At 59.6% G+C, this 22,783-nt stretch carries 18 protein-coding genes; 14 read left to right on the plus strand and 4 right to left on the minus strand.

The features are described 5' to 3' along the window. The first annotated feature begins 44 nt into the window (after positions 1-44). The 5 genes from hemA to kdsA all read left to right on the plus strand — a co-directional run bounded on the left by hemA (position 45) and on the right by kdsA (position 5,077). Positions 45-1,301: a glutamyl-tRNA reductase gene (hemA, locus tag LLF79_RS04240; protein WP_008499512.1), complete on the plus strand. Its 1,257-nt coding sequence runs from the start codon at positions 45-47 to the stop codon at positions 1,299-1,301. A gap of 41 nt (positions 1,302-1,342) precedes the next feature. Then, complete coding sequence (prfA, locus tag LLF79_RS04245; protein ID WP_021240360.1) at positions 1,343-2,425, plus strand: peptide chain release factor 1; 1,083 nt, start codon at positions 1,343-1,345, stop codon at positions 2,423-2,425. Next, positions 2,425-3,255 carry a peptide chain release factor N(5)-glutamine methyltransferase gene (gene prmC / locus LLF79_RS04250; RefSeq protein WP_227879126.1) on the plus strand — a complete coding sequence of 277 codons (831 nt, stop codon included), beginning with the start codon at positions 2,425-2,427 and terminating at the stop codon, positions 3,253-3,255. The genes prfA and prmC overlap by 1 nt, the downstream gene beginning before the upstream one ends. 121 nt (positions 3,256-3,376) lie before the next feature. After that, positions 3,377-4,186, plus strand: a complete 810-nt coding sequence (gene sirB1, locus LLF79_RS04255) for an invasion regulator SirB1 (protein WP_008499515.1) — start codon at positions 3,377-3,379, stop codon at positions 4,184-4,186. A gap of 36 nt (positions 4,187-4,222) precedes the next feature. Beyond that, entirely contained in the window at positions 4,223-5,077 is an 855-nt protein-coding gene (kdsA, locus tag LLF79_RS04260; protein WP_008499516.1) for a 3-deoxy-8-phosphooctulonate synthase, read from the plus strand. A gap of 115 nt (positions 5,078-5,192) precedes the next feature. Here kdsA and chaA read toward each other — a convergent pair whose 3' ends face one another. Then, complete coding sequence (gene chaA, locus LLF79_RS04265) at positions 5,193-6,293, minus strand: sodium-potassium/proton antiporter ChaA (protein ID WP_008499517.1); 1,101 nt, start codon at positions 6,291-6,293, stop codon at positions 5,193-5,195. Positions 6,294-6,563: 270 nt separating this feature from the next. On the opposite strand from chaA, the gene chaB reads away from it, so the two are divergent. Together chaB and LLF79_RS04275 are read left to right on the plus strand one after the other, a co-directional pair. Further along, positions 6,564-6,794, plus strand: coding sequence for a putative cation transport regulator ChaB (gene chaB, locus LLF79_RS04270; RefSeq protein WP_021240355.1), 231 nt, complete (start codon positions 6,564-6,566; stop codon positions 6,792-6,794). 177 nt (positions 6,795-6,971) lie between these two features. Further along, positions 6,972-7,667 carry a gamma-glutamylcyclotransferase gene (locus LLF79_RS04275; RefSeq protein WP_023344362.1) on the plus strand — a complete coding sequence of 232 codons (696 nt, stop codon included), beginning with the start codon at positions 6,972-6,974 and terminating at the stop codon, positions 7,665-7,667. A 29-nt stretch (positions 7,668-7,696) separates the two neighbouring features. On the opposite strand, the gene LLF79_RS04280 is transcribed toward LLF79_RS04275, so the two are convergent. From LLF79_RS04280 to LLF79_RS04290, 3 genes are all read right to left on the minus strand, one after another. Continuing rightward, the gene (locus tag LLF79_RS04280) at positions 7,697-7,936 is read right to left on the minus strand and encodes a DUF1883 domain-containing protein (RefSeq protein WP_008499520.1); all 240 of its coding nucleotides are present in this window, start codon (positions 7,934-7,936) and stop codon (positions 7,697-7,699) included. Between the two features lie 211 nt (positions 7,937-8,147). Continuing rightward, positions 8,148-9,932: a methyl-accepting chemotaxis protein gene (locus LLF79_RS04285; protein ID WP_227879127.1), complete on the minus strand. Its 1,785-nt coding sequence runs from the start codon at positions 9,930-9,932 to the stop codon at positions 8,148-8,150. Positions 9,933-10,038: 106 nt separating this feature from the next. Beyond that, complete coding sequence (locus tag LLF79_RS04290) at positions 10,039-10,392, minus strand: DsrE/DsrF/TusD sulfur relay family protein (RefSeq protein WP_023292217.1); 354 nt, start codon at positions 10,390-10,392, stop codon at positions 10,039-10,041. Between the two features lie 72 nt (positions 10,393-10,464). Here LLF79_RS04290 and nasR point away from each other — a divergent pair, with 72 nt between their 5' ends. From nasR to LLF79_RS04325, 7 genes are all read left to right on the plus strand, one after another. Continuing rightward, on the plus strand, positions 10,465-11,649 hold the full coding sequence (nasR, locus tag LLF79_RS04295; protein WP_227879128.1) for a nitrate regulatory protein NasR: 1,185 nt from the start codon (positions 10,465-10,467) through the stop codon (positions 11,647-11,649). Between the two features lie 228 nt (positions 11,650-11,877). Continuing rightward, positions 11,878-13,125 (plus strand): CmpA/NrtA family ABC transporter substrate-binding protein, encoded by a 1,248-nt coding sequence (locus tag LLF79_RS04300; protein WP_045352329.1) that lies wholly within the window; start codon positions 11,878-11,880, stop codon positions 13,123-13,125. A gap of 2 nt (positions 13,126-13,127) precedes the next feature. Beyond that, positions 13,128-14,006: a nitrate ABC transporter permease gene (gene ntrB / locus LLF79_RS04305; RefSeq protein ID WP_008499525.1), complete on the plus strand. Its 879-nt coding sequence runs from the start codon at positions 13,128-13,130 to the stop codon at positions 14,004-14,006. Between the two features lie 9 nt (positions 14,007-14,015). Then, positions 14,016-14,804: an ABC transporter ATP-binding protein gene (locus LLF79_RS04310; RefSeq protein ID WP_021240347.1), complete on the plus strand. Its 789-nt coding sequence runs from the start codon at positions 14,016-14,018 to the stop codon at positions 14,802-14,804. A 13-nt stretch (positions 14,805-14,817) separates the two neighbouring features. Then, positions 14,818-18,804: a nitrite reductase large subunit NirB gene (gene nirB / locus LLF79_RS04315; RefSeq protein WP_227879129.1), complete on the plus strand. Its 3,987-nt coding sequence runs from the start codon at positions 14,818-14,820 to the stop codon at positions 18,802-18,804. Next, a complete protein-coding gene (locus tag LLF79_RS04320) occupies positions 18,801-21,326 on the plus strand; it encodes a nitrate reductase (protein WP_227879130.1) in 2,526 nt (841 codons plus the stop codon). Before nirB ends, LLF79_RS04320 begins: the two co-directional genes overlap by 4 nt. Positions 21,327-21,373: 47 nt before the next feature. Further along, complete coding sequence (locus LLF79_RS04325) at positions 21,374-22,780, plus strand: YchO/YchP family invasin (protein ID WP_227879131.1); 1,407 nt, start codon at positions 21,374-21,376, stop codon at positions 22,778-22,780. Positions 22,781-22,783: the final 3 nt, after the last annotated feature.

Consider the following 22,783-nt stretch of genomic DNA (forward strand, 5'->3'; position numbering starts at 1 on the left):
GCGTTCTGCTAACCTTATTAACGCTGGTACTACTCCCGCTCAACATGACCCTATTAGCACTCGGTATCAACCACAAAACAGCCCCGGTTTCGCTGCGAGAACGCGTAACGTTTTCGCCAGATACGCTCGACCTGGCGCTGGATAGCCTGCTTGCACAGCCGATGGTGCAGGGTGGCGTGGTGCTCTCGACGTGCAACCGTACCGAGCTCTATTTAAGCGTGGAAGAGCAGGACAACCTGCACGAAGCGCTGATCCGCTGGCTATGCGACTACCACAATCTCAATGAAGACGAACTGCGCAACAGCCTGTACTGGCATCAGGACAATGATGCCGTCAGCCATCTGATGCGCGTGGCCAGCGGGCTGGATTCGTTGGTGCTGGGCGAGCCGCAAATTCTGGGTCAGGTGAAAAAAGCCTTTGCGGATTCGCAAAAAGGGCATCTGAAGGCCAGCGAACTGGAGCGCATGTTCCAGAAGTCATTCTCCGTGGCGAAGCGTGTGCGAACCGAAACCGACATTGGTGCCAGTGCGGTTTCTGTTGCTTTCGCGGCCTGCACCCTTGCACGCCAAATCTTTGAATCCCTCTCCACCGTCACCGTGATGCTGGTGGGCGCGGGCGAAACCATCGAACTTGTGGCGCGCCATCTGCGCGAGCATAAAGTGAAAAAGATGATTATCGCTAACCGCACCCGCGAACGCGCGCAGGTGCTGGCGGATGAAGTGGGGGCAGAAGTGGTTGCCCTGAGCGACATCGATGAACGCCTGAAAGAGGCGGACATTATTATCAGTTCGACCGCCAGCCCGCTGCCGATTATCGGCAAAGGGATGGTGGAGCGCGCGCTGAAGTCCCGCCGTAATCAGCCGATGCTGCTGGTGGATATCGCCGTCCCGCGCGATGTGGAGCCAGAAGTCGGCAAGCTGGCTAACGCCTATCTTTACAGCGTAGATGACCTGCAAAGCATCATTTCGCACAACCTCGCGCAGCGTAAAGCGGCGGCGGTGCAGGCGGAAACCATTGTCGAGCAGGAAACCAGTGAGTTTATGGCCTGGCTGCGCGCGCAAAGCGTCAGCGAGACCATCCGCGAGTACCGCGGGCAGGCGGAGCAGGTGCGTGATGACCTGACTGCCAAAGCGTTAGCGGCCCTGGAGCAGGGCGGCGACGCGCAGGCTATTATGCAGGATCTGGCGTGGAAACTGACTAACCGCCTGATTCATGCCCCAACCAAATCTCTTCAGCAGGCTGCCCGTGACGGGGATGATGAACGCCTGACTATTCTGCGCAACAGCCTCGGGCTGGAATAGCGCCCTATACCCATTTTCTAAGACAAGGTGCACTTACGCCTATGAAGCCTTCTATCGTCGCTAAACTGGAAGCTCTGCACGAGCGCCATGAAGAAGTCCAGGCGCTGCTCGGGGATGCCGGGACCATTGCGGACCAGGAACGTTTTCGCGCACTTTCGCGTGAATACGCGCAGTTAAGTGATGTTTCTAAATGCTTTACCGACTGGCGACAGGTTCAGGAAGATATCGAAACCGCGCAGATGATGCTCGACGATCCTGAAATGCGCGAGATGGCGCAGGAAGAGTTGCAGGATGCGAAAGCGCGTTCTGAGGAGATGGAGCAGCAGCTTCAGGTGCTGTTGCTGCCAAAAGATCCGGACGACGAACGCAACGCGTTCGTGGAAGTCCGCGCCGGGACTGGCGGGGACGAAGCGGCGCTGTTTGCCGGTGATCTGTTCCGCATGTACAGCCGCTACGCCGAATCGCGTCGCTGGCGCGTGGAGATCATGAGCGCCAACGAAGGTGAACATGGTGGCTACAAAGAGGTTATCGCCAAGATCAGCGGCGACGGCGTGTATGGTCGTCTCAAGTTTGAATCCGGCGGTCACCGCGTGCAGCGCGTACCGGCCACCGAATCTCAGGGCCGAATCCACACCTCCGCCTGTACGGTGGCGGTGATGCCGGAGCTGCCGGAAGCTGAACTGCCGGACATCAACCCGGCGGACCTGCGTATTGATACCTTCCGCTCCTCTGGCGCGGGCGGTCAGCACGTTAACACCACCGACTCCGCCATCCGTATTACCCACCTGCCGACCGGCATCGTGGTGGAGTGTCAGGACGAGCGTTCCCAGCACAAAAACAAAGCCAAAGCGCTCTCCGTGCTGGGCGCACGTATCCACGCGGCCGAAATGGCGAAACGCCAGCAGGCGGAAGCGTCTACGCGTCGTAACCTGCTGGGCAGCGGCGATCGCAGCGACCGTAACCGCACCTACAACTTCCCGCAGGGGCGCGTGACTGACCACCGCATCAACCTGACGCTGTACCGTCTGGACGAAGTAATGGAAGGCAAGCTGGATATGCTGATTGAGCCTATCGTGCAGGAATACCAGGCCGACCAGCTGGCGGCACTGTCCGAGCAGGAATAATGGATTTTCAGCGCTGGTTACGTGATGCTGCCGGTGAGCTTTCCGAAAGCGAAAGCCCGAAACGCGATGCCGAAATTTTGCTTGAGCATGTGACGGGTAAAGCCCGCACGTACCTGCTGGCCTTCGGCGAAACCAAACTGACTGCTGAACAGGAAGCCCGGCTCGCCGCGCTGCTTGCCCGCCGTAAAACCGGCGAGCCGGTGGCGCACCTTGTCGGCGAGCGCGAGTTCTGGTCGTTACCGCTTTACGTCTCGGCGGCGACGCTGATCCCGCGCCCCGACACCGAGTGTCTGGTTGAACAGGCGCTGGCGCGCTTACCCGCATCGTCCTGCCGCATTCTCGATCTCGGAACGGGGACCGGGGCCATCGCCCTGGCGCTCGCTACTGAACGGCCCGACTGCGCGGTCACGGCGGTGGATGTGATGCCCGACGCGGTGGCGCTGGCGCAGCGTAACGTGGAACGTCTTGGCCTGACCAACGTGACGGTGCTGCAAAGCAGCTGGTTCAGCGCGCTGGAGAAGCAGACGTTCGGAGTGATTGTCAGTAACCCGCCCTATATTGACGAGCGTGACCCGCACCTTGCGCAGGGGGATGTGCGCTTCGAACCGCTGACGGCGCTGGTCGCCGCCAGGGAGGGTTTAGCCGACCTTGAACACATTGTGACAATGTCACGACAACATTTGCTTTCCGGCGGCTGGCTGCTGGTGGAGCATGGCTGGACGCAGGGGGAAGCCGTGCGGGCGCTCTTTACCCAGGCGGGCTACGCCGATGTCAAAACCTGCCGCGACTACGGCGGCAACGAACGCCTGACGCTGGGGCAGTGGTTATGAGCGCAGGTACTGATAAAGGCGTAAGGCTGACTGAAAGGCGGTTTGGCGTTATCATCTACATCGTTTTGAGTTTTATCTCGCCCGGGCGTCGCTGTACGCTCGGTCGTTACTGGGGTAAGTCATGAAGTCCTTAGCCGATTTCGAATTTAATAAAGTGCCGCTTTGCGATGGCATGATCCTGATTTCTGAGATGATCCGCGACGATTTTACGTCGCAGTACGTCTACGATGAGCTGGAGAATCTGGTCAGCCTGGCGCGTGAAGAGATCAATCAGGCGCGCCCGCAGGACTGGCAATTAGAGAAGCTGCTTGAGCTTTTCTACGGCGAATGGGGTTTCTGCGACACGCGGGGCGTGTATCGCCTGTCTGACGCATTATGGCTGGACCAGGTCTTAAAAAATCGTCAGGGGAGCGCCGTTGCGCTGGGTTCTATTTTGCTTTGGGTTGCGCATCGCCTGGATATTCCACTGGTGCCGGTCATTTTTCCGACGCAGATGATCCTGCGTGCGGAGTGGCTGGACGGTGAGATGTGGCTCATTAATCCCTTCAACGGCGATACGCTGGATGAACATACGCTGGACGTGTGGCTGAAAGGCAATATCAGCCCGGTGGCTGAGCTCTTCAACGAAGATCTCGACGAGGCGGATAACGCAGAAGTGATCCGCAAGCTGCTGGATACGCTGAAGTCTGCGTTAATGGAAGAGCGTCAGATGGAGCTGGCCCTGCGCGCCAGCGAAGTGCTGCTGCAGTTTAATCCGGAAGACCCGTACGAAATTCGCGACCGTGGGTTGATCTATGCCCAGCTCGATTGTGAGCACGTGGCGCTGAACGATCTGAGCTATTTCGTCGAGCAGTGTCCGGAAGATCCTATTAGCGAAATGATTCGTGCGCAGATCAACGCGATCTCGCACAAGCAAATTACACTGCATTAATCTTAATTCCGATTCACACCTGAATAAGGCGATCCTATGAAACAAAAAGTGGTTAGCATTGGTGATATCAAGGTAGCAAACGACCTGCCGTTCGTGCTGTTTGGCGGCATGAACGTGCTGGAATCCCGCGACCTCGCCATGCGTATCTGCGAGCACTACGTGACCGTGACCCAGAAGCTGGGCATCCCGTACGTGTTTAAAGCCTCTTTTGACAAAGCCAACCGCTCCTCCATCAACTCTTACCGTGGCCCGGGCCTGGAAGAAGGGATGAAGATTTTCCAGGAGCTGAAGCAGACCTTTGGCGTGAAAGTGATCACCGACGTGCATGAAGCCGCTCAGGCGCAGCCGGTGGCAGACGTGGTTGACGTGATTCAGCTCCCGGCGTTCCTGGCTCGCCAGACCGACCTGGTTGCCGCGATGGCGAAAACCGGTGCCGTGATCAACGTGAAAAAACCGCAGTTCGTGAGCCCGGGTCAGATGGGCAACATCGTCGATAAGTTTATCGAAGGTGGCAACGACAAGGTTATCCTGTGCGACCGTGGTTCCAACTTCGGTTATGACAACCTGGTGGTGGATATGCTGGGCTTCAGCGTGATGAAAAACGTCTCTAATCAGTCTCCGGTGATTTTCGACGTGACCCACGCGCTGCAGTGCCGCGACCCGTTTGGCGCTGCGTCCGGCGGCCGTCGTGCTCAGGTGACCGAACTGGCGCGCGCCGGTATGGCAACCGGCCTGGCTGGCCTGTTCATTGAAGCGCACCCGGATCCGGATAACGCAAAATGCGACGGCCCATCTGCGCTGCCGCTGGATAAGCTGGAGCCGTTCCTGAAACAGATCAAAGCAATTGACGATCTGGTCAAGAGCTTCGATGAGCTGGATACCAGCAAATAATAAAAAAACCCGCTTCGGCGGGTTTTCTTATGGGGCATATTGCCGGGTGGCGCTTTGCTTACCCGGCCTACAAAACCCGTAGGCCCTGCAAGCGAAGCGCCGCTGGGCAAAAAGGCTACGCAAAAATTGTCATCAAGTAAGCCACAAACAGCGCCATATGCGCCGCCCCGTTCAGCACGTTGGTGCGTCCGGTTGAGAACGAAATCTGGCACAGCAGCAACGAGGCTACCATCACAATCATCTCTGGCGCGCCCAGCGCGAACTGCAGTTCGTTACCGGTCATAAAGGCAATTAGCGTCACCACCGGCACGGTGAGTGAAATGGTCGCCAGCACGGAGCCGAAGAACAGGTTCATGGCGCGCTGCACCTGATTGTTTAAGACGGCTTTCAGCGCCCCCAGCCCTTCCGGGGACAGGATCAGCAGCGCCACCAGGAAACCGGTAAACGCGACCGGCGCGTTCAGTTCGGTTAACAGCGTTTCCAGCGGATTGGCGTTCATCTTGGTGACGGCAATCACCGCAATCAGATGCACGATCAGCCAAACCGTATGCCACGCGCTGCTGTGGGCCGACGGCTTACCGTGGTGCGGGTCATCGTCGTCGCTGTCGTCTTCATGCTCATACACAAACAGGCTCTGGTGCGTTTTGGTCTGAATCAACAGGAACACGCCGTACATGGCTGCGGAAATCAGCGCAACCAGCAGCGCCTGACCGGTGGAGAAGTTGGCACCCGGCAGCGCCATCGGGAAGACCAGCACGATAATCGCCAGCGGGAAGAGGGCAATCAGATACTGTTTTATGCCGAACAGGTTCATATACTGGGTCGCGAATTTACGCCCGCCCAGCAGCAGAGAGAAGCCCACCAGGCCGCCCGTCACAATCATAATGATCGAGTAGAGCGTGTCGCGCATCAGCGTCGGCGCGGCATCGCCGGTCGCCATAAGCGCGGAAATCAGGCTGACTTCGAGAATAACAACGGAAAGGCTGAGAATTAACGATCCGTAGGGTTCGCCCAGACGGTGGGCCAATACGTCCGCATGGCGAACGACGCTAAAGGCGCTGGTTAAGATACCGACCAGGGCAAGAATATTGATACCAACCACCACTGGCAGTGACTGACTGCTTCCCCAGAAGAGCAGCACAGCCAGTGCCAGAACCGGGAAAATGAGAGACGTCTCCTTGTGGCGGGTCTTTACCGCCTCGTGTGTTGCTGTCATGTGCTTCTCCATCAATGCAGGTGCTTGTAATTATAGATAGATTTTTGAGGTCATTAAATTAACAGATCTCTGTTAAATGCCCTTTATTTTTTACTTAATTTTACCTTTTTTAATAATTATCACGCCTGATTCCTGTAATTCACCATATTCTACGAATATTTGTTAAATAACAATAAGTTAATGTTTTCGATCATTCATAAATGAAGTGTGGGTGGCACGCTGCCATATCGTCGTCCACACTTATCTCTTTAACCAAAAGAGAGGTGAGTGATGCCTTATAAAACGAAACGCGAATTACCCGATAATGTGCAAAACGTGCTGCCCGCTCACGCGCAGGATATCTACAAAGAGGCGTTTAACAGTGCCTGGGAACAGTACAAAGATAAAGACGATCGCCGGGATGATGCCAGCCGTGAAGAGACGGCACACAAAGTCGCCTGGGCCGCCGTAAAACATGAATATGAAAAAGGAGACGACGATAAATGGCATAAAAAGAAATAGCCCTGAAATAATTCGCTGCCTTCATTTTGACTTTTCAGGCGGTTGAACTGCCGTTGTATTGCAACTGGTCCGCTAATTGCTTATCGTTATTCAACTGCTGGCAAAATGACCAGCACCTAAGGCCGGGAAGGCGAATTACAGATGTCGCAAGGAAGCATGCAGTGGCGGAGGTGGAAAGTGTTAACGCGTGATTTCTTAATGAAGGCAGATTGTAAGACGGCATTTGGTGCTATTGAGGAATCGCTTCTCTGGTCAGCTGAACAACGTGCGGCGTCGCTCGCTGCCACGCTTGCCTGCCGCCCGGATGATGGCCCGGTATGGATTTTTGGCTATGGTTCACTGATGTGGAACCCGGCGCTCGAATTTGTCGAATCGGCAACGGGCACGTTGCCCGGCTGGCACCGCGCATTTTGCCTGCGCCTGACGGCCGGACGCGGCAGCGCGTGCCAGCCCGGGCGTATGCTTGCACTGAAAGAGGGCGGACGCACCACGGGCGTGGCGTATCGCCTCCCGGATGCCACGCTGGAAGAGGAGCTTACGCTGCTCTGGAAGCGTGAGATGATCACCGGCTGCTACATGCCGAGCTGGTGTAAGCTGGAGCTGGACGACGGACGCACCGTCAATGCGCTGGTGTTTATTATGGACCCGCGCCATCCGCTGTATGAAGCGGACACCCGCACGCAGGTGATTGCCCCGTTAATTGCCGCCGCCAGCGGGCCGCTGGGTACCAACGCGCAGTATCTCTTCTCTCTCGATCAGGAGCTTACCCGCCTCGGCATGAAGGACGATTGTCTGAATGAGCTGGTGGTGAAGGTGAAGGCGCTGCTGGAAGGAAACCCGCTAAACGGCACGCTGCGACCGGGTTTTGCCTGATAATACGCCCGGCTCGCCGGGCGCATAATTTAAGCTGCTACGTAACTGACAGAATGCTCCAGAGACTGGCTGTGGCTGTCGATCAGCACATCCCAGGTGCCGGTATACGGCACGGTAAGCCAGGCGTTATCATCCTGCACGGTGAGAATATCCGCCTGGGATTGTTTTTGTGCTTTCGCACTCATCAGATGAATACGGCAGCGCTCTGAGCAACGCACCACTACCGTATCCCCGCCAAACAGTTTCAAACTTGTTTTTACCAGTGCCATTTTTTACCCCGTAGTCTTAAACAACGCTCTCCCTGCAGCCATATCCGAGCGTGATGTTGTTCACAATTCACTCATGGCATAACACCAAAGGGGAGGGGGAGGGATGCTGATTTTGATCAAAAAATGGCATAACGATTAAACAAAAATGACAAAATTCCTCAAAATTTCAGCTGACGCGCGTTTTACCCGCTAAACGCGCGCCAGTAGAAAATTAAATGCGGAAATGGCCGGCGGTTTCAGCAAGGTCGCCCGCCTGGCTCTGCAGGGCGCCCGCAGCGGCGGCGGATTGCACCACCAGCTCGGCGTTCTGCTGGACCATGCGGTCGAGGTGGGTCACCGCGTGGTTAATTTCGTGAATGCCTTTCATCTGCTCGCTGGTGGCGATGGAGATTTCGCGCATGATGCCGGAGACGCTGCCGATGCTGGAGCGGATCTCGTCCATGCTTTCCCCGGCCAGGTGCACGTAGCGGGAGCCGGTGGCCACGCTGTCGGTGGTGGAATCAATCAGCGATTTGATCTCTTTCGCCGCCTGGGCGCTGCGGCTCGCCAGGTTACGCACTTCGCCCGCCACCACGGCAAACCCGCGCCCCTGCTCGCCGGCACGGGCCGCCTCGACGGAGGCGTTCAGCGCCAGAATGTTGGTCTGGAACGCGATGCCGTCAATCACGCTGGTGATGTCGCCAATTTTAGCCGACGCGACTTCGATGGACTGCATGGTGCTGATCGCCTGGGATACCACCTCGCCGCCGCGCGCAGCGGCCGCGGAGGCCTTGCTCGCCTGGTCATTTGCTTCCGCCGCCGATTCGTTCGACTGGGTCACGGAGGCGGTGATCTGCTCTACGGCGCTGGCCGTCTCGCGCAGGCTGGATGCTGCCTGCTCGGTACGTCCGGAGAGATCCTGGTTACCCGCCGCAATCTCCTGAGCGGCGTTTTTCACCGACTCGCTGGCATCACGGAGCTGCACCATCACCACCGACAGCTTATCGCTGAAGGCGTTAAAGGCCTGGGCAATCTGCGCCACCTCGTCCTCACCGCTGTCAGGCAGACGCTGCGACAGGTCGTTAGTCCCGTTGGCAATGTTGTGCATCGCGTCGCGAATGTCCGACAGGCGCTTCAGCAGACGGGCAATCAGGAGGTGAACAATGGCCGCGCTCAGCAGCGCCAGGATCACCAGCGAAATCGCCGAGGCTTTAAGCAGGGAACGCATGCCGGAGGTGGCATCACCGTTGTCGAGGGCGACGACCAGCAGCCAGTTTGTGCCCGGCACGGCGGTTGCCACGAAGGTTTTTTCGACGTCGTTCAGCGTACCGTCGACAAGGTTACCGCTTTTCAGCGCAGCAAAATTGATGCCCTTGATGGTCTCAGCAAACGGTTTAAGCGTCAGAGCTGGATCGTTAGCCGCAATCACGCTGCCGTCACTGTTCAGAAGCAAGCCGCTGCTGGACGGAGTTGGATGGATCCCGCGCACGTTCGCCACCACGCTGTCCATGGCCACATCGCCCGCCACCACCGCTTTCAGGGCGCCATTCTCTTTCACCGGCACGGCGAAGGTCACCACCAGTTTACCGGTACCGGCATCAACGTAAGGCGCGGTGACGACCGGGCCGTCCGCGCTGACCACCTGCTGATACCACGGGCGAATGGTCGGGTCATAATCCGCAGGTACGCCCGCGGGCTCAGAGAATTTCGCCGTTTTGCTGGCGTAGCCGACATAAACGTTGGTGAATCCACCCGCCTGCGCAAGCTGTTTAAACACCGGAACCGGGTCGTCACTCAGCGCAACGGTCTGGGCAGAGGCGATAACCGTCATCTTGCTTTTTACCCAGTCGGCAATCGCCATGTTATGGCTGGCGCTGGTGCTGGTCAGGATATCGCGCTGTGACTGCTGGTTATCCTGGCGTGTGACCTGGAAGTTAATAACGGTATTGAGGAGAAGGGCGACGACCAGACAGCCTGCCGTCGCCGCGATGATGCGTGCACGAATCGATCTGAACATAAGTGAAATACCTGCTGTGTTGTTTCCATGCCTATCGGCAACCCCGCAGGTAAACTTGATGCTGAAACCGCGTCCATAAGAAAATAATATTTTTACGGGTTTATTATTAAAAAGTTAATACTTTATCAGCGGACAGCGTCCACTCGGCCAGTTCAACCAGCGTACCAATTTCTACGCCATCAATCAGCGGCAGTCCGGTCATGCCGCGCCCGTCGGTGCAGGTTTTGCACAGCTTCACCGGCACGTTTTGTGCGGTCAGGATCTCCAGCATCTGCTGAATGTTATAGCCTTCGGCCGGCTTTTGTCCCTTCAGCCCGGCGGTGACGGCGTCCGACATTAAAAAGAGGCGTAACGCCAGGTCGCTCTCTTTTTCACGTAGCGCGATCGCCAGGCGCAGGCTGTTGAAAAGGGATTCGCTGCCGTAGGCCGCACCGTTGGCGACGATCACAATCTTCTGCATGTTGACTCCTGTTCTTATAAAGGCACGAATATTGCTTAATTCTCCGGAGTTTCGCTGTCCGGGAGAGTAAGCATGACATTAATGGCAGGCATTTCGCCAGGCGCTGCCGAATGGCTCACGCGCGCAAAGATGATGCGCCAGGAGCAGTTCAGCAAGCTGGCACAGCTGGGCGTGCTTGTGCACGGCATTAGCCAACTGGTGCACATGTTACAGTGCGAGCGCGGGGCGTCCAACGTCTGGCTCTGCTCACAGGGCAAGCTGTACGCTCCCGAATGCAAAGCCAGCCGGGCGCTGGTGGATGAAAACCTCGCAGCCCTTTACGCCATTCTTGAAACACAGTCGCCGATTCCGGGAAGTGCCGTCTGTGAACGCATCGGCGGCGCGCTCCTGAGCCTGGAGACGCTTCCCGCGCTGCGTGACGGTGTGATTCAGCAGACGGTAACGGCACCCCAGGCGATGGAACACTACTCCCGCATGCTTCGCCATCTGCTCAGTATCGTGCCGCAGCTTAATGACAGCATTGACGATCCGCAAATCGCAGGACGTTTTGTCGCGCTTTATAGCCTGATGCAGGGCAAGGAACTGGCGGGACAGGAGCGGGCGCTGGGGGCGATTGGCTTCACGCAGGGTTTTTTCGATGATGTGACTCGTCAGAGGCTGGTTGACCGCATTGACGGGCAGCAGGCCTGCTTTGAGATCTTTCTCTCACACAGCGCCGCTGACGTTCAGACCACCTTTTCAATGCACTGTCAGCCCGATCGTGAAACGGAGCAGCTCCGGCGCGTGGCCTGTACCCGCCAGCCCGCCGCCGATAACGGCCTTACGGCGCTGGCCTGGTTTGCTCTGCAAACCGCGCGCCTTGAGCATCTGCGCACGCTGGAGGAGACGATCATCGCCGATCTGATGGTCGCGGTGGACGAATGCATTCACCGTGACGATGAGTACGCGCTCCCCGGCGATGAACAGGATGACCCGCCGATCCGCTATCCGGAAAAACCGTTGCTTACCCTGGTTCGCCAGCAGGCGCGCGAGATAGAGCAGCTCTCACGTCAGCTTGCGTCGCTGCGCGATACGCTTGAAGAGCGCAAAATCATTGATAAAGCGAAGAGCGTGCTGATGACCCACCAGAATATGAGTGAGGAACAGGCCTGGACGGCGCTGCGCAAAATGGCGATGGACAAGAATCAAAGGATGGTGGATATCGCCCGCGCGCTGCTCATGGTGAAGAGTGTATGGCAGGTAACACCAAAGGAGTAGCTGCACGGTCAGTGGGCATTTTATGCCTGTTTGCGGTGCGTAAAGGCGAGGGAATAACGGTAAGCGCCGCAAGAAACAGTGTGTTAAAACCTGGCATTCACTTTGCATTATCAGATTAACCATTTTTGACGATGCGCCAACGGCGGTGCATCCGTCTTCGGGATAAAGGCGTCCACTGGTGCTTCGGCACCGTGGGCGCTTTTTTTTGGTTTTTTTTCAGGAGTGGTCATGGCGGATTTGTCGAGACGGCGTTTTTTGCAGGCCAGCATGCTGGCGAGTGGTGCAATGCTGTTGCCGGGTGTCATGCAGGCCGCATGGGCGGCAGGCTCGGATAAACCGGAGCAGGAAACAGTGCGCATCGGGTTTATCCCGCTGACCGACTGTGCCCCGGTGGTTATCGCGGCGCTGAAAGGGTTTGATAAAAAATACGGTATTACCATCGTGCCCACCAAAGAGGCGAGCTGGGCGGCGGTGCGCGACAAGCTGGTGGCGGGCGAACTCGATGCCGCGCACATTCTCTACGGCCTGCTGTACGGACTGGAGCTGGGCATCGCCGGCAAGCCACAGCAGATGGCTAACCTGATGACCCTCAACCAGAACGGCCAGGCGATTACGCTCTCCAGCGATCTGGCAGAGAAGGGCGTTCGTGACCTTGACGGGCTGAAAAAGCGGATTGGGCAGCAGGCGCCTGGCACCTTTACCTTCGCGCACACCTTCCCGACCGGGACGCACGCCATGTGGCTCTACTACTGGCTGGCCAGCGCGGGCATTCACCCTTTTGACGACGTGCGCACGGTGGTGGTGCCGCCGCCGCAGATGGTGATGAACATGCGCATTGGCAACATGGTCGGCTTTTGCGTCGGCGAGCCGTGGAACGCGCGTGCCATCAACGACCGCATCGGTTTTACCGCCGCCACGTCGCAGTCTGTCTGGGCCGACCATCCGGAAAAAATCCTCGGGACGCGTCGCGACTGGGTGGAGAAAAACCCGCACACCGCCCGGGCGCTGGTGAGCGCAGTGCTGGAGGCGGCGCGCTGGATTGAGGCCTCCCCGGAAAACAAACGCGAAACCGCGCAGATCCTCTCCCGCCGGGCGTGGCTCAACTGCAAAGAGCAGTATCTCACCGGACGCATGCTCGGCGAGTACGACAACGGCCTGGGCCAGCGCTGGCAGGACGCGCACCCGATCCGCTTCTTCAACGAGGGGGCCGTCAGCTACCCGTATCTCTCCGACGGCATGTGGTTCTTAACCCAGTTCCGCCGCTGGGGCTTGCTCAAAGCCGCCCCGGACTACGCGGGCATCGCACAACGCATTAACCAGACGGCGGTCTGGCAGGATGCCGCCACGGCAGTGGGGGGCATTACCACACCGACTTCACCACTACGCAGCAGCACATTGATGGACGGCACCGTCTGGAACGGTACCGACCCGGAAGGATACGCCAGCCGTTTCGCCATTCACCGTAAAGGGGCCTGATTATGCAGCATCTGCAAAAGACAAAATCACACGAGACGCCGGAGAGTGGAGAGGTGATTGTCCTGCCTCCGGTGCAGGTTCGCCGCCGTACGCCGACGTTTGCGCGTCGGATTAACGCGATCCTTCAGCGCATCATTCCGGCTTTTCTGGGGCTGGGACTGCTGGTGGTGCTCTGGCAGCTGGCGGCGATTAACAGCAAAGGTTTCCCGACGCCGCTCAGCACGCTCGATTCCGCTATTACCCTGTTTGCCGATCCGTTTTATCGCGACGGGCCAAACGACATGGGCATCGGCTGGAACGTGCTCGCCTCATTACAGCGCGTGGCGGTGGGCTTTGGCCTGGCCGCGTTCGCCGGGATCCCGCTCGGTTTCCTGATTGGCCGCTTCACCTTTTTTTCGCGCATGTTCGGCCCACTGATCGCGCTGTTACGCCCGGTTAGCCCGCTGGCCTGGCTGCCCATCGGCCTGCTGCTGTTCCAGAAAGCGGAGCCCGCGTCGAGCTGGACCATTTTTATCTGCTCCATCTGGCCGATGGTGATCAACACCGCCGAAGGCGTGCGCCGTATTCCGCAGGACTACCTCAACGTGGCCCGGGTGCTGCAGCTTTCCGAGTGGACCATCATGCGCCGCATTCTCTTCCCGGCGGTGTTGCCCGCGGTGCTGACCGGGGTGCGCCTCTCCATCGGCATCGCCTGGCTGGTGATTGTCGCCGCCGAGATGCTGACCGGCGGTTTAGGGATCGGTTTCTGGATCTGGAACGAGTGGAACAACCTCAACGTCGAAAACATTCTCATCGCCATCGTCATCATTGGCGTGGTCGGGCTGCTGCTGGAGCAGGGGCTGATGCTGATCGCCCGTCGTTTTAGCTGGCAGGAAAAATAAGGAGCGAACATGAAACCATTAATCCAGGTCCAGGCCGTGAGCCAGCGTTTTTCCACCGCCAGCGGCGAATTTCTGGCGCTGCAGAACGTCTCCTTTGATATCCATGAGGGCGAAACCGTCAGCCTGATTGGGCACTCCGGCTGCGGTAAATCGACGCTGCTGAACCTTATCGCTGGGATCACGCTGCCGACGGAAGGCGGGCTGATTTGCGACAACCGCGAAATTGCCGGGCCGGGTCCGGAGCGCGCGGTGGTATTCCAGAACCATTCGCTGCTGCCGTGGCTCACCTGCTTCGACAACGTGGCCCTGGCGGTAGATCACGTGTTTCGCCACAGCATGAGCAAGGCGGAGCGCCGGGAGTGGATTGAGCACAACCTCGACCGCGTGCAGATGGGGCACGCCCTGCACAAGCGCCCGGGGGAGATCTCCGGCGGCATGAAGCAGCGCGTCGGGATTGCCCGCGCGCTGGCGATGAAGCCGAAAGTCCTGCTGATGGATGAACCCTTCGGCGCGCTGGATGCGCTGACGCGCGCCCATCTGCAGGACTCGGTGATGCAGATCCAGCAGGCGCTGAACACCACCATCGTGCTGATTACCCACGACGTGGACGAGGCGGTGCTGCTCTCCGATCGCGTGCTGATGATGACCAACGGCCCGGCGGCGACCGTCGGGGAGATCCTGCACGTTGACCTGCCGCGCCCGCGTAACCGGGTGCAGCTGGCCGACGACAGCCGCTATCACCACATGCGCCAGCAGATCCTGCATTTCCTCTACGAAAAGCAGCCGAAAGCGGCGTAGCGAGGGGGCGTTGATGCGACTGGTCATTATCGGAAATGGCATGGCGGCCACGCGGCTGATTGCCTCGCTCACCGGGCGTGCTGCCGATCGTTTCACTATTACCGTCATCGGTGACGAGCCGGAGCATGCCTATAACCGCATCCAGCTTTCGCCGGTGCTGGGCGGTGAAAAAACGGCGGCGGGGATCTGTCTTCAGAATGACGACTGGTACCAGGAACGGGGCGTGACGGTGCTGCGGGGGGAAAAGGCGCTCGCCGTGAATGTGGACACGCGGGAAGTGCAAACCACCGCCCGCACGCTGGGCTGGGATGCGCTGGTGTTTGCCACCGGATCAACGCCCTTTGTTCCGCCAATTCCCGGCTGCGATGCGCCGCATGTCTTCACATTCCGTACCCTGGAGGATATCCGGGCCATTCGGGCGATCGCCGGTCCGGCGGTAGTGCTGGGCGGCGGCGTGCTCGGGGTTGAGACGGCAGCAGCGCTGGCGCGCTCAGGGGACAACGTCACCCTTGTTCATCGCGGTCCGTGGCTGATGGAGCGGCATCTGGATGAGAAGGCGGGCGTGCTGCTGGAAGAGGCGCTGGCGGCGCGGGGCGTGCGCTGTGAGCTCGCATCAGGCATCGCGGCGATTGACGGGAATAGCGTGACGCTGCTGAACGGACGCAGCGTCACCGCCGCGCGCGTGGTGCTGGCGACGGGCGTGCAGCCCAACGTCGTGCTGGCGCAGGCCAGCGGCATTCGCTGCGCGCGCGGCATCGTGGTGGATCACCAGATGCAAACCTCCGCGCCGGACGTCTACGCCATTGGCGAATGCTGTGAAATTGACGGCCAGACGTTTGGCCTGGTCGCCCCCTGTCTGGCGCAGGCGGATATCCTCGCCGCCCGGCTGGCCGGAGACGTCACCGCGCCGTTTGTTCTGACCGACAACGGCATGCGCCTCAAGGTGACCGGCGTGGAGCTGTTCAGCCTCGGTCGCGCGGCAGAGCAGGAGGGCGATGTGGTCTGGAGCGCATGGGATCCGCTGACCCGCCACTATCGTCGCTTACTGATCCATCAGGGGGCGCTGGCTGGCGTGCTGCTGATGGGGGACTGCCGCAGCGCGGCGACATTTACCGATTTACTGGCAACGGCTGCGCCCGCGCACGCGGACTGGCTGTTCGATCGTTTCACTACGCAACCGCAGGTTGCAGGACAGAACGCTATGACAAAACCTACTCTGGTGGTGGTTGGGCACGGTATGGTCGGCCATCATTTCCTCGAAGACTGCGTTAACCGCAATCTGCATCAGCAGTATCAGATCGTTGTCTTTGGCGAGGAGCGCTATGCCGCCTACGACCGCGTGCATCTGTCGGAATATTTTGGCGGCCGCAGCGCGGCGTCGCTTTCGCTGGTGGAGGGGGATTTCTTTGCCGACAACGGCATTGAGCTGCGCCTGTCGCAGCAGATTGTCGCTATCGATCGCGACGCGCGCGTGGTGCGTAGCGCCAGCGGGCATGAGACCCACTGGGATAAACTGGTGCTGGCGACCGGCTCATACCCGTTCGTGCCGCCCTTGCCGGGCAACGATTTGCCGGGCTGTTTTGTCTACCGCACCCTTGACGATCTGGACAAGATTGCGGCGCACGCGGCGGGCTCACGCCGCGGTGTCGTGATTGGCGGCGGGCTGCTGGGGCTGGAGGCGGCGAATGCCCTGAAGCAGCTCGGGCTGGAAACTCACGTGGTGGAGTTTGCGCCCAATCTGATGGCGGTCCAGCTCGACAACGACGGCGCGGCGATGCTGCGCAAGAAAATCGAGGCGCTGGGCGTCGGTGTGCATACCAGTAAAGCAACGACGGAGATCGCCGCCGCGGACGGCGGCCTGGTGCTGCGCTTTGCCGATGGCGAACAGCTTGAAACAGACATGGTGGTCTTTTCTGCCGGCATTCGTCCGCAGGACGCGCTGGCGCGCAGCAGCGGGCTGGCTATCGGCGAACGCGGCGGGATCGGCATTGACGACCGCTGTCAGACCTCCGATCCGGACGTGCTGGCCATTGGTGAATGCGCCCTGTGGGAAGGGAAAATCTTCGGGCTGGTTGCGCCCGGCTACCAGATGGCGAGGGTGGCCGCCGCCGCGCTGGCGGGAGAGGAGAAAACCTTCGCCGGCGCGGATATGAGCACCAAACTCAAGCTGCTGGGCGTGGACGTGGCCTCGTTCGGCGACGCTCACGGCCGCATGCCGGGGGCGCTGAGCTACCAGTGGACGCACGGCCCGCAGCAAATCTACAAGAAAATCGTGGTCAGCCACGACGGCAAAACGCTGCTCGGCGGCGTGCTGGTGGGTGATGCCAGCGAATACGCCACGCTGGTACAGATGATGCTCAACGGGATAGCCCTGCCAAAAGAGCCGGAAACGCTGATATTACCCGCGTCGTCAGGCAGTGCGCCAAAAGCGCTCGGCGTGGCAGCGCTGCCGGAAAGCGCACAAATCTGTTCGTGTCATAACGTCAGCAAAGGCGATATCTGTCAGGCGGTAAGTGCGGGCGCAACGGATATCGGCGCGATTAAGCAGTGCACCAAAGCGGCGACCGGCTGCGGAGGATGTAGCGCACTGGTGAAGCAGGTGATGGAGTTCCAGCTGGCGGCGCAGGGCGTGGAGGTGAAAAAGGACATCTGCGAACACTTCCCGTACTCGCGTCAGGAGATTTACCACCTCGTGCGCGTCAACCATATCCGCACCTTTGACCAGCTCATTAGCCGCTACGGTCAGGGACACGGGTGCGAAATTTGTAAGCCACTGGTGGGGTCAGTGCTCGCCTCCTGCTGGAACGAGTATCTGCTGAAACCGGCACACCTGCCGCTGCAGGACACCAACGACCGCTACTTCGCCAATATCCAGAAGGACGGTACTTACTCCATCGTGCCGCGCATGCCTGCGGGGGAAGTGACTGCAGACGGGCTGATCGCCATCGGCCAGATTGCAAAACGCTACAGCCTGTACAGCAAAATCACCGGCGGCCAGCGTATCGACCTGTTTGGCGCCACGCTGGAACAGCTGCCGGAGATCTGGCAGGCGCTGGTGGAAGCCGGATTTGAAACCGGGCACGCCTACGGCAAATCCCTGCGCACGGTGAAATCCTGCGTCGGGTCGACCTGGTGTCGCTACGGCGTGCAGGACTCCACCGGCCTCGCGGTCAGGCTCGAGCACCGCTACAAAGGCCTGCGCGCACCGCACAAAATCAAAATGGCGGTCTCAGGGTGTACCCGCGAATGCGCCGAGGCGCAGAGTAAAGACGTGGGGGTGATTGCCACCGATAAGGGGTGGAACCTCTACCTGTGCGGCAACGGCGGCATGAAGCCGCGCCATGCGGATCTCTTCGCCAGCGATCTTGATGATGACACGCTGATCCGCACCGTAGACCGTTTCCTGATGTTCTACATCCGCACGGCGGATCGCCTGCAGCGCACCAGCACCTGGATGGACAACCTGGAAGGCGGCCTCGACTACCTGCGTGAGGTGATCCTCAACGACAGCCTGGGCATCGCCCACGAGCTGGAGCAGGAGATGGCCCGGGTGGTGGAAACCTACCAGTGCGAATGGCAAACCACGCTTAACGATCCGAACCGTCTGGCGCTGTTCCGCACCGCGGTGAACGTCGCGCCGTCTGATGAAAGCAAGCGCTGGCAGGAAATCTGCGGCATCGACGATATCCCCGAGCAGGCGGGAATCGGCGCGCGGCTTGGGCGTAAGCCGATCGCGCTGTTCCGCTTTGGCAAAACCGTTTACGCCCTCGACGATCGGGAGCCTGGCAGCAGCGCGAACGTGCTTTCCCGCGGCATTCTTGGCGATGCGGCGGGGGAGCCGGTGGTAATTTCCCCGCTCTACAAGCAGCGTATCCGCCTGCGCGACGGCTGTCAGGTGGAGAACGGCGAACCCGCGGTGCGCGCCTGGCCGGTCAAAATTGAGAACGGCAAGGTGTGGGTCGGTAATGATGCCCTGGTAATGCGTGCGGAGGCCTCATGACGGAAACCCGGACAACGTGTCCCTACTGCGGGGTCGGCTGCGGCGTGGTCGCCCGCGTGGACGGTGAAGCGGTCAGCGTTCGGGGGGATGAAACCCATCCTGCGAACTTTGGCCGCTTGTGCGTGAAAGGATCGGCCCTGGGGGAAACAATGGGGTTACAGGGGCGATTGCTGCGCCCCGTTGTTGACGGTGCTGAGGTGGCCTGGGCGCAGGCGCTGGGAGCCGCAGGCGAGCGCCTCCAGGACATTATCGACAAATGGGGGCCGCAGGCGGTGGCGTTTTACGCGTCCGGGCAATTGCTTACCGAGGATTATTACGCCGCCAATAAGCTGATGAAAGGGTTTATCGGCGCGGCGAACATTGATACCAACTCCCGGCTCTGCATGTCATCGGCGGTCGTTGGCTACAAGCGCGCCTTTGGTGAAGACGTCGTGCCGTGCAGCTACGAGGATGTGGAAAACAGCGATCTGGTGGTGCTGGTGGGCTCAAACGCGGCCTGGACGCATCCGGTGCTGTATCAGCGCCTGGTACAGGCAAAGCACAACAATCCGGAGATGAAAGTGGTGGTCATCGATCCGCGCAGAACCGCCTCCTGTGATATTGCTGACCTGCATCTGGCGCTCACTCCCGGCAGCGACGCCGGGCTGTTCGTCGGTCTGCTTAATGTCATTCAGGGAACGGACGCGTGGCCGATATCCCGCGTGGCGGCGTTTTGCGGCCTCTCGCCGCAGGATATCGGTACGTTTTACGACTGGTTTATGACGGCCCCCCGGGCCATCACCCTCTACACCATGGGAATCAACCAGTCCTCCAGCGGCAGCGACAAGTGCAGCGCCATCATTAACGTGCACCTTGCCAGCGGGAAATTTAACCGTCCGGGCTGCGGCCCATTTTCGCTGACCGGACAGCCAAACGCGATGGGCGGAAGAGAGGTGGGCGGGCTGGCAAACCAGCTGGCGGCGCACATGAACTTCGAGCCGGACGATATTTCTCGGGTGGCGCGTTTCTGGGGAACGGAACGGCTTGCGCAGACGCCGGGCTTGATGGCGGTGGAGCTGTTTGACGCCATTGCCCGCGGTGAGGTGAAGGCGGTGTGGATCATGGGCACCAATCCTGCCGTCTCGCTGCCGGACAGCCACGCGGTGTGTCAGGCGCTGGGGCGCTGCCCGCTGGTCATTGTCTCTGAGGTGATGAATGATACCGACACAAGCCGGTTTGCCCATATTCGCTTTCCGGCGCTGGCCTGGGGAGAGAAGGACGGCACGGTAACCAATTCCGAGCGACGCATTTCGCGCCAGCGCGCGTTTCTGCCCGCGCCCGGTGAGGCAAAGCCGGACTGGTGGATCGTCGCGCAGGTGGCGAAACGGCTGGGGCACGGCGACGCCTTTGCCTGGCTGCATCCCCACGAGATTTTTTGCGAGCATGCGGCGCTGACGGCCTTTGAAAATGACGGCGCGCGGGCGTTAAACCTTCATGACCTGGCTACGCTTACCCGTGAGGAGTGGGAGCGGCTTGAACCCTGGCAGTGGCCTGGGGGGGATTTCCCGTGCCGCAACATTGTTCCCGTTGACCCACAGTCGCACGGTGCGACGGTCAGCGCGTTGTACCCGCTGATTCTCAACTCGGGGCGCATCCGCGATCAGTGGCATACCATGACGCGAACAGGATATGTGGCCAGACTGATGCAGCATATCGCCGAACCGTTTGTTGAGGTTTGCCCCGCAGACGCCGTTCGGTTTTCCCTGTGCGACGGCCAGCTGGCGCGCATCAGTTCGCCGCGCGGCGTCATGGTAGCAAGAGTGCGCATCAGCGACGCCCAGCGTGAAGGGAACGCTTTTGCCCCGATGCACTGGAACGCTGCGTTTGCCCGCCAGGGAAAGGTGAATGCGCTGGTGGAAGGGCGCTGCGATCCGGTTTCGGGCCAGCCGGAGAGTAAACAAACCGCCGTCAGAATCCAGCCCTGGCAGCCCGTCTGGCAGGGAGAACTCTATGCCCGCGAAGGGCTGGAAATGCCCTCTTCGGTTTACTGGTGGCGTAAAGCTTCACGCCTGACGGTGGCGTGCGATAAACCGCTGCTGTCGTGGGTAATGGAACACGCCAGCGGCCGGGGCTGGCAGCTGCAGGTTGCGCAGACCGGTGAACGCAGCAGCGTGCTGGCCTGGCATGAAGGCCAGCTTATGCTGGGTTTCTGGGAAGGTACCGCGTTACCGGCGCTGGCGCATACGGTGATTGAAGCCGCTTTTCATTCACCCCCCGTGCTGCCCGCAGAACGCCACGCCCTGTTGAACGGGCAGAGCGTCGGGAAGGCGATGGATCCGGGACGCATTATCTGCAGCTGTTTCAGCGTCGGGGAAGAGGCGATACGGGAGGCGATTGCCGGAGGGTGTGATTCCGTCACCGCGCTGGGGGCGAAGCTGCGCTGTGGTACGAACTGTGGTTCCTGCGTGCCGGAGCTGAAAGGGCTGTTTCAGGATAATCCTGAAATGTCCGCCAGAACTGCATTTCAGGGCTTATCGCGTTAACATAATAAGAGTTTATTCATAAACACAGGTTCTTATTGACGACGTTGATGGCTGTATCGTCCCGCATTCGTTTGCTGTTTTTACTCCCCCTTCTTACGGCCGGAGCCGTTCACGGTGCGCCGAATTCCTTTATGCATCAGGCGCAGCACCCCTTTGATAATAATGGGGATAGTCTGCCCGATCTCGGCCTGGCGGCGCCAACGGGCGAAGGGGAGAAACACCTCGCCGAAATGGCGAAAGCCTTCGGTGAAGCCAGCATGACCGACAACGGGCTGACGACCGGCGAGCAGGCGCGTCAGTTTGCCTTTGGTCAGGTGCGCGACGCGGTAAGCGGGGAAGTGAACCAGCAGATTGAGTCCTGGCTGTCGCCCTGGGGAAACGCCAGCGTGAACGTGCTGTTGGATAATGACGGCAAATTTAACGGCAGCAGCGGGAGCTGGTTCATCCCGTGGAATGATACTAACCGTTACCTCAGCTGGAGCCAGCTTGGCCTGACGCAGCAGACGGATGGCCTGGTCAGTAACGCCGGAATCGGTCAGCGCTGGGTCGCCGGGAAATGGCTGCTGGGCTACAACACCTTTTACGATAATCTTCTGGATGAAAACCTGCAGCGTGCCGGGCTGGGAGCGGAAGCGTGGGGGGAAAATCTGCGCCTCTCAGCGAACTACTATCAGCCCTTTGCCGGATGGCGCGCGCGATCTGACGTTCAGGAGCAGCGCATGGCGCGCGGATATGACGTGACCGCTAAAGCCTGGTTGCCGTGGTTTCATCACCTGAACACCAGCGTCAGCGTTGAGCAGTACTTTGGCGATAACGTTGACCTGTTCAACAGTGGAACCGGGTACCACAACCCGGTTGCGGTCAATCTGGGGCTTAACTATACCCCCGTTCCGCTGGTCACGTTGACCGCCGGGCACAAGCAGGGCGAAAGCGGCGAGAGCCAGAATAACCTTGGGCTGAAGCTCAACTACCGCTTTGGCGTGCCGCTGGCTAAGCAGCTTTCCGCCGATGAGGTCGCCGCGACGCGATCCCTGCGCGGCAGCCGCTACGATTCACCGGAGCGCACTAGCCTGCCGGTGATGGAGTTCCGCCAGCGTAAAACGCTGTCCGTCTGGCTGGCCACGCCGCCGTGGGATCTGAAAGGGGGCGAGACCGTTATGCTGAAGCTGCAGGTTCGCAGCACGCACGGCATCCGTCAGATCCACTGGCAGGGGGATACGCAGGCATTGAGCCTGACGTCGCCGGCCAAAAGTAACAGCGCAGACGGCTGGAGCGTGATTATACCTGCCTGGAATGAACAGGAAGGTGTGACAAACCGCTGGCACCTCTCGGCGGTGGTAGAAGATGAGAAAGGCCAGCGCGTCTCGTCCAATGAGATCACGCTTGCTGTGGTGCAGCCGCTGGTCGCATTGCCTGATGACGACCCGCGCTGGAAGCTGCTGCCGGAGGAGTAATCC

Origin of the sequence: Enterobacter cloacae complex sp. 2021EL-01169, assembly GCF_020733125.1 — a bacterium.
GTDB classification, from domain to species: Bacteria; Pseudomonadota; Gammaproteobacteria; order Enterobacterales; family Enterobacteriaceae; genus Enterobacter; species Enterobacter roggenkampii.

What these genes read in the sequence shown, in the direction of transcription:
- chaB (WP_021240355.1), top strand. Translation starts at nt 6,564, where the DNA reads ATGCCTTATAAAACGAAACGCGAATTACCCGATAATGTGCAAAACGTG.
- LLF79_RS04290 (WP_023292217.1), bottom strand. Translation starts at nt 10,392, where the DNA reads ATGCAGAAGATTGTGATCGTCGCCAACGGTGCGGCCTACGGCAGCGAA.
- prmC (WP_227879126.1), top strand. Translation starts at nt 2,425, where the DNA reads ATGGATTTTCAGCGCTGGTTACGTGATGCTGCCGGTGAGCTTTCCGAA.
- LLF79_RS04320 (WP_227879130.1), top strand. Translation starts at nt 18,801, where the DNA reads ATGACGGAAACCCGGACAACGTGTCCCTACTGCGGGGTCGGCTGCGGC.
- chaA (WP_008499517.1), bottom strand. Translation starts at nt 6,293, where the DNA reads ATGACAGCAACACACGAGGCGGTAAAGACCCGCCACAAGGAGACGTCT.
- nirB (WP_227879129.1), top strand. Translation starts at nt 14,818, where the DNA reads ATGCGACTGGTCATTATCGGAAATGGCATGGCGGCCACGCGGCTGATT.
- LLF79_RS04280 (WP_008499520.1), bottom strand. Translation starts at nt 7,936, where the DNA reads ATGGCACTGGTAAAAACAAGTTTGAAACTGTTTGGCGGGGATACGGTA.
- LLF79_RS04325 (WP_227879131.1), top strand. Translation starts at nt 21,374, where the DNA reads ATGGCTGTATCGTCCCGCATTCGTTTGCTGTTTTTACTCCCCCTTCTT.
- LLF79_RS04300 (WP_045352329.1), top strand. Translation starts at nt 11,878, where the DNA reads ATGGCGGATTTGTCGAGACGGCGTTTTTTGCAGGCCAGCATGCTGGCG.
- sirB1 (WP_008499515.1), top strand. Translation starts at nt 3,377, where the DNA reads ATGAAGTCCTTAGCCGATTTCGAATTTAATAAAGTGCCGCTTTGCGAT.
- LLF79_RS04285 (WP_227879127.1), bottom strand. Translation starts at nt 9,932, where the DNA reads ATGTTCAGATCGATTCGTGCACGCATCATCGCGGCGACGGCAGGCTGT.
- prfA (WP_021240360.1), top strand. Translation starts at nt 1,343, where the DNA reads ATGAAGCCTTCTATCGTCGCTAAACTGGAAGCTCTGCACGAGCGCCAT.
- hemA (WP_008499512.1), top strand. Translation starts at nt 45, where the DNA reads ATGACCCTATTAGCACTCGGTATCAACCACAAAACAGCCCCGGTTTCG.
- nasR (WP_227879128.1), top strand. Translation starts at nt 10,465, where the DNA reads ATGACATTAATGGCAGGCATTTCGCCAGGCGCTGCCGAATGGCTCACG.
- kdsA (WP_008499516.1), top strand. Translation starts at nt 4,223, where the DNA reads ATGAAACAAAAAGTGGTTAGCATTGGTGATATCAAGGTAGCAAACGAC.
- ntrB (WP_008499525.1), top strand. Translation starts at nt 13,128, where the DNA reads ATGCAGCATCTGCAAAAGACAAAATCACACGAGACGCCGGAGAGTGGA.
- LLF79_RS04310 (WP_021240347.1), top strand. Translation starts at nt 14,016, where the DNA reads ATGAAACCATTAATCCAGGTCCAGGCCGTGAGCCAGCGTTTTTCCACC.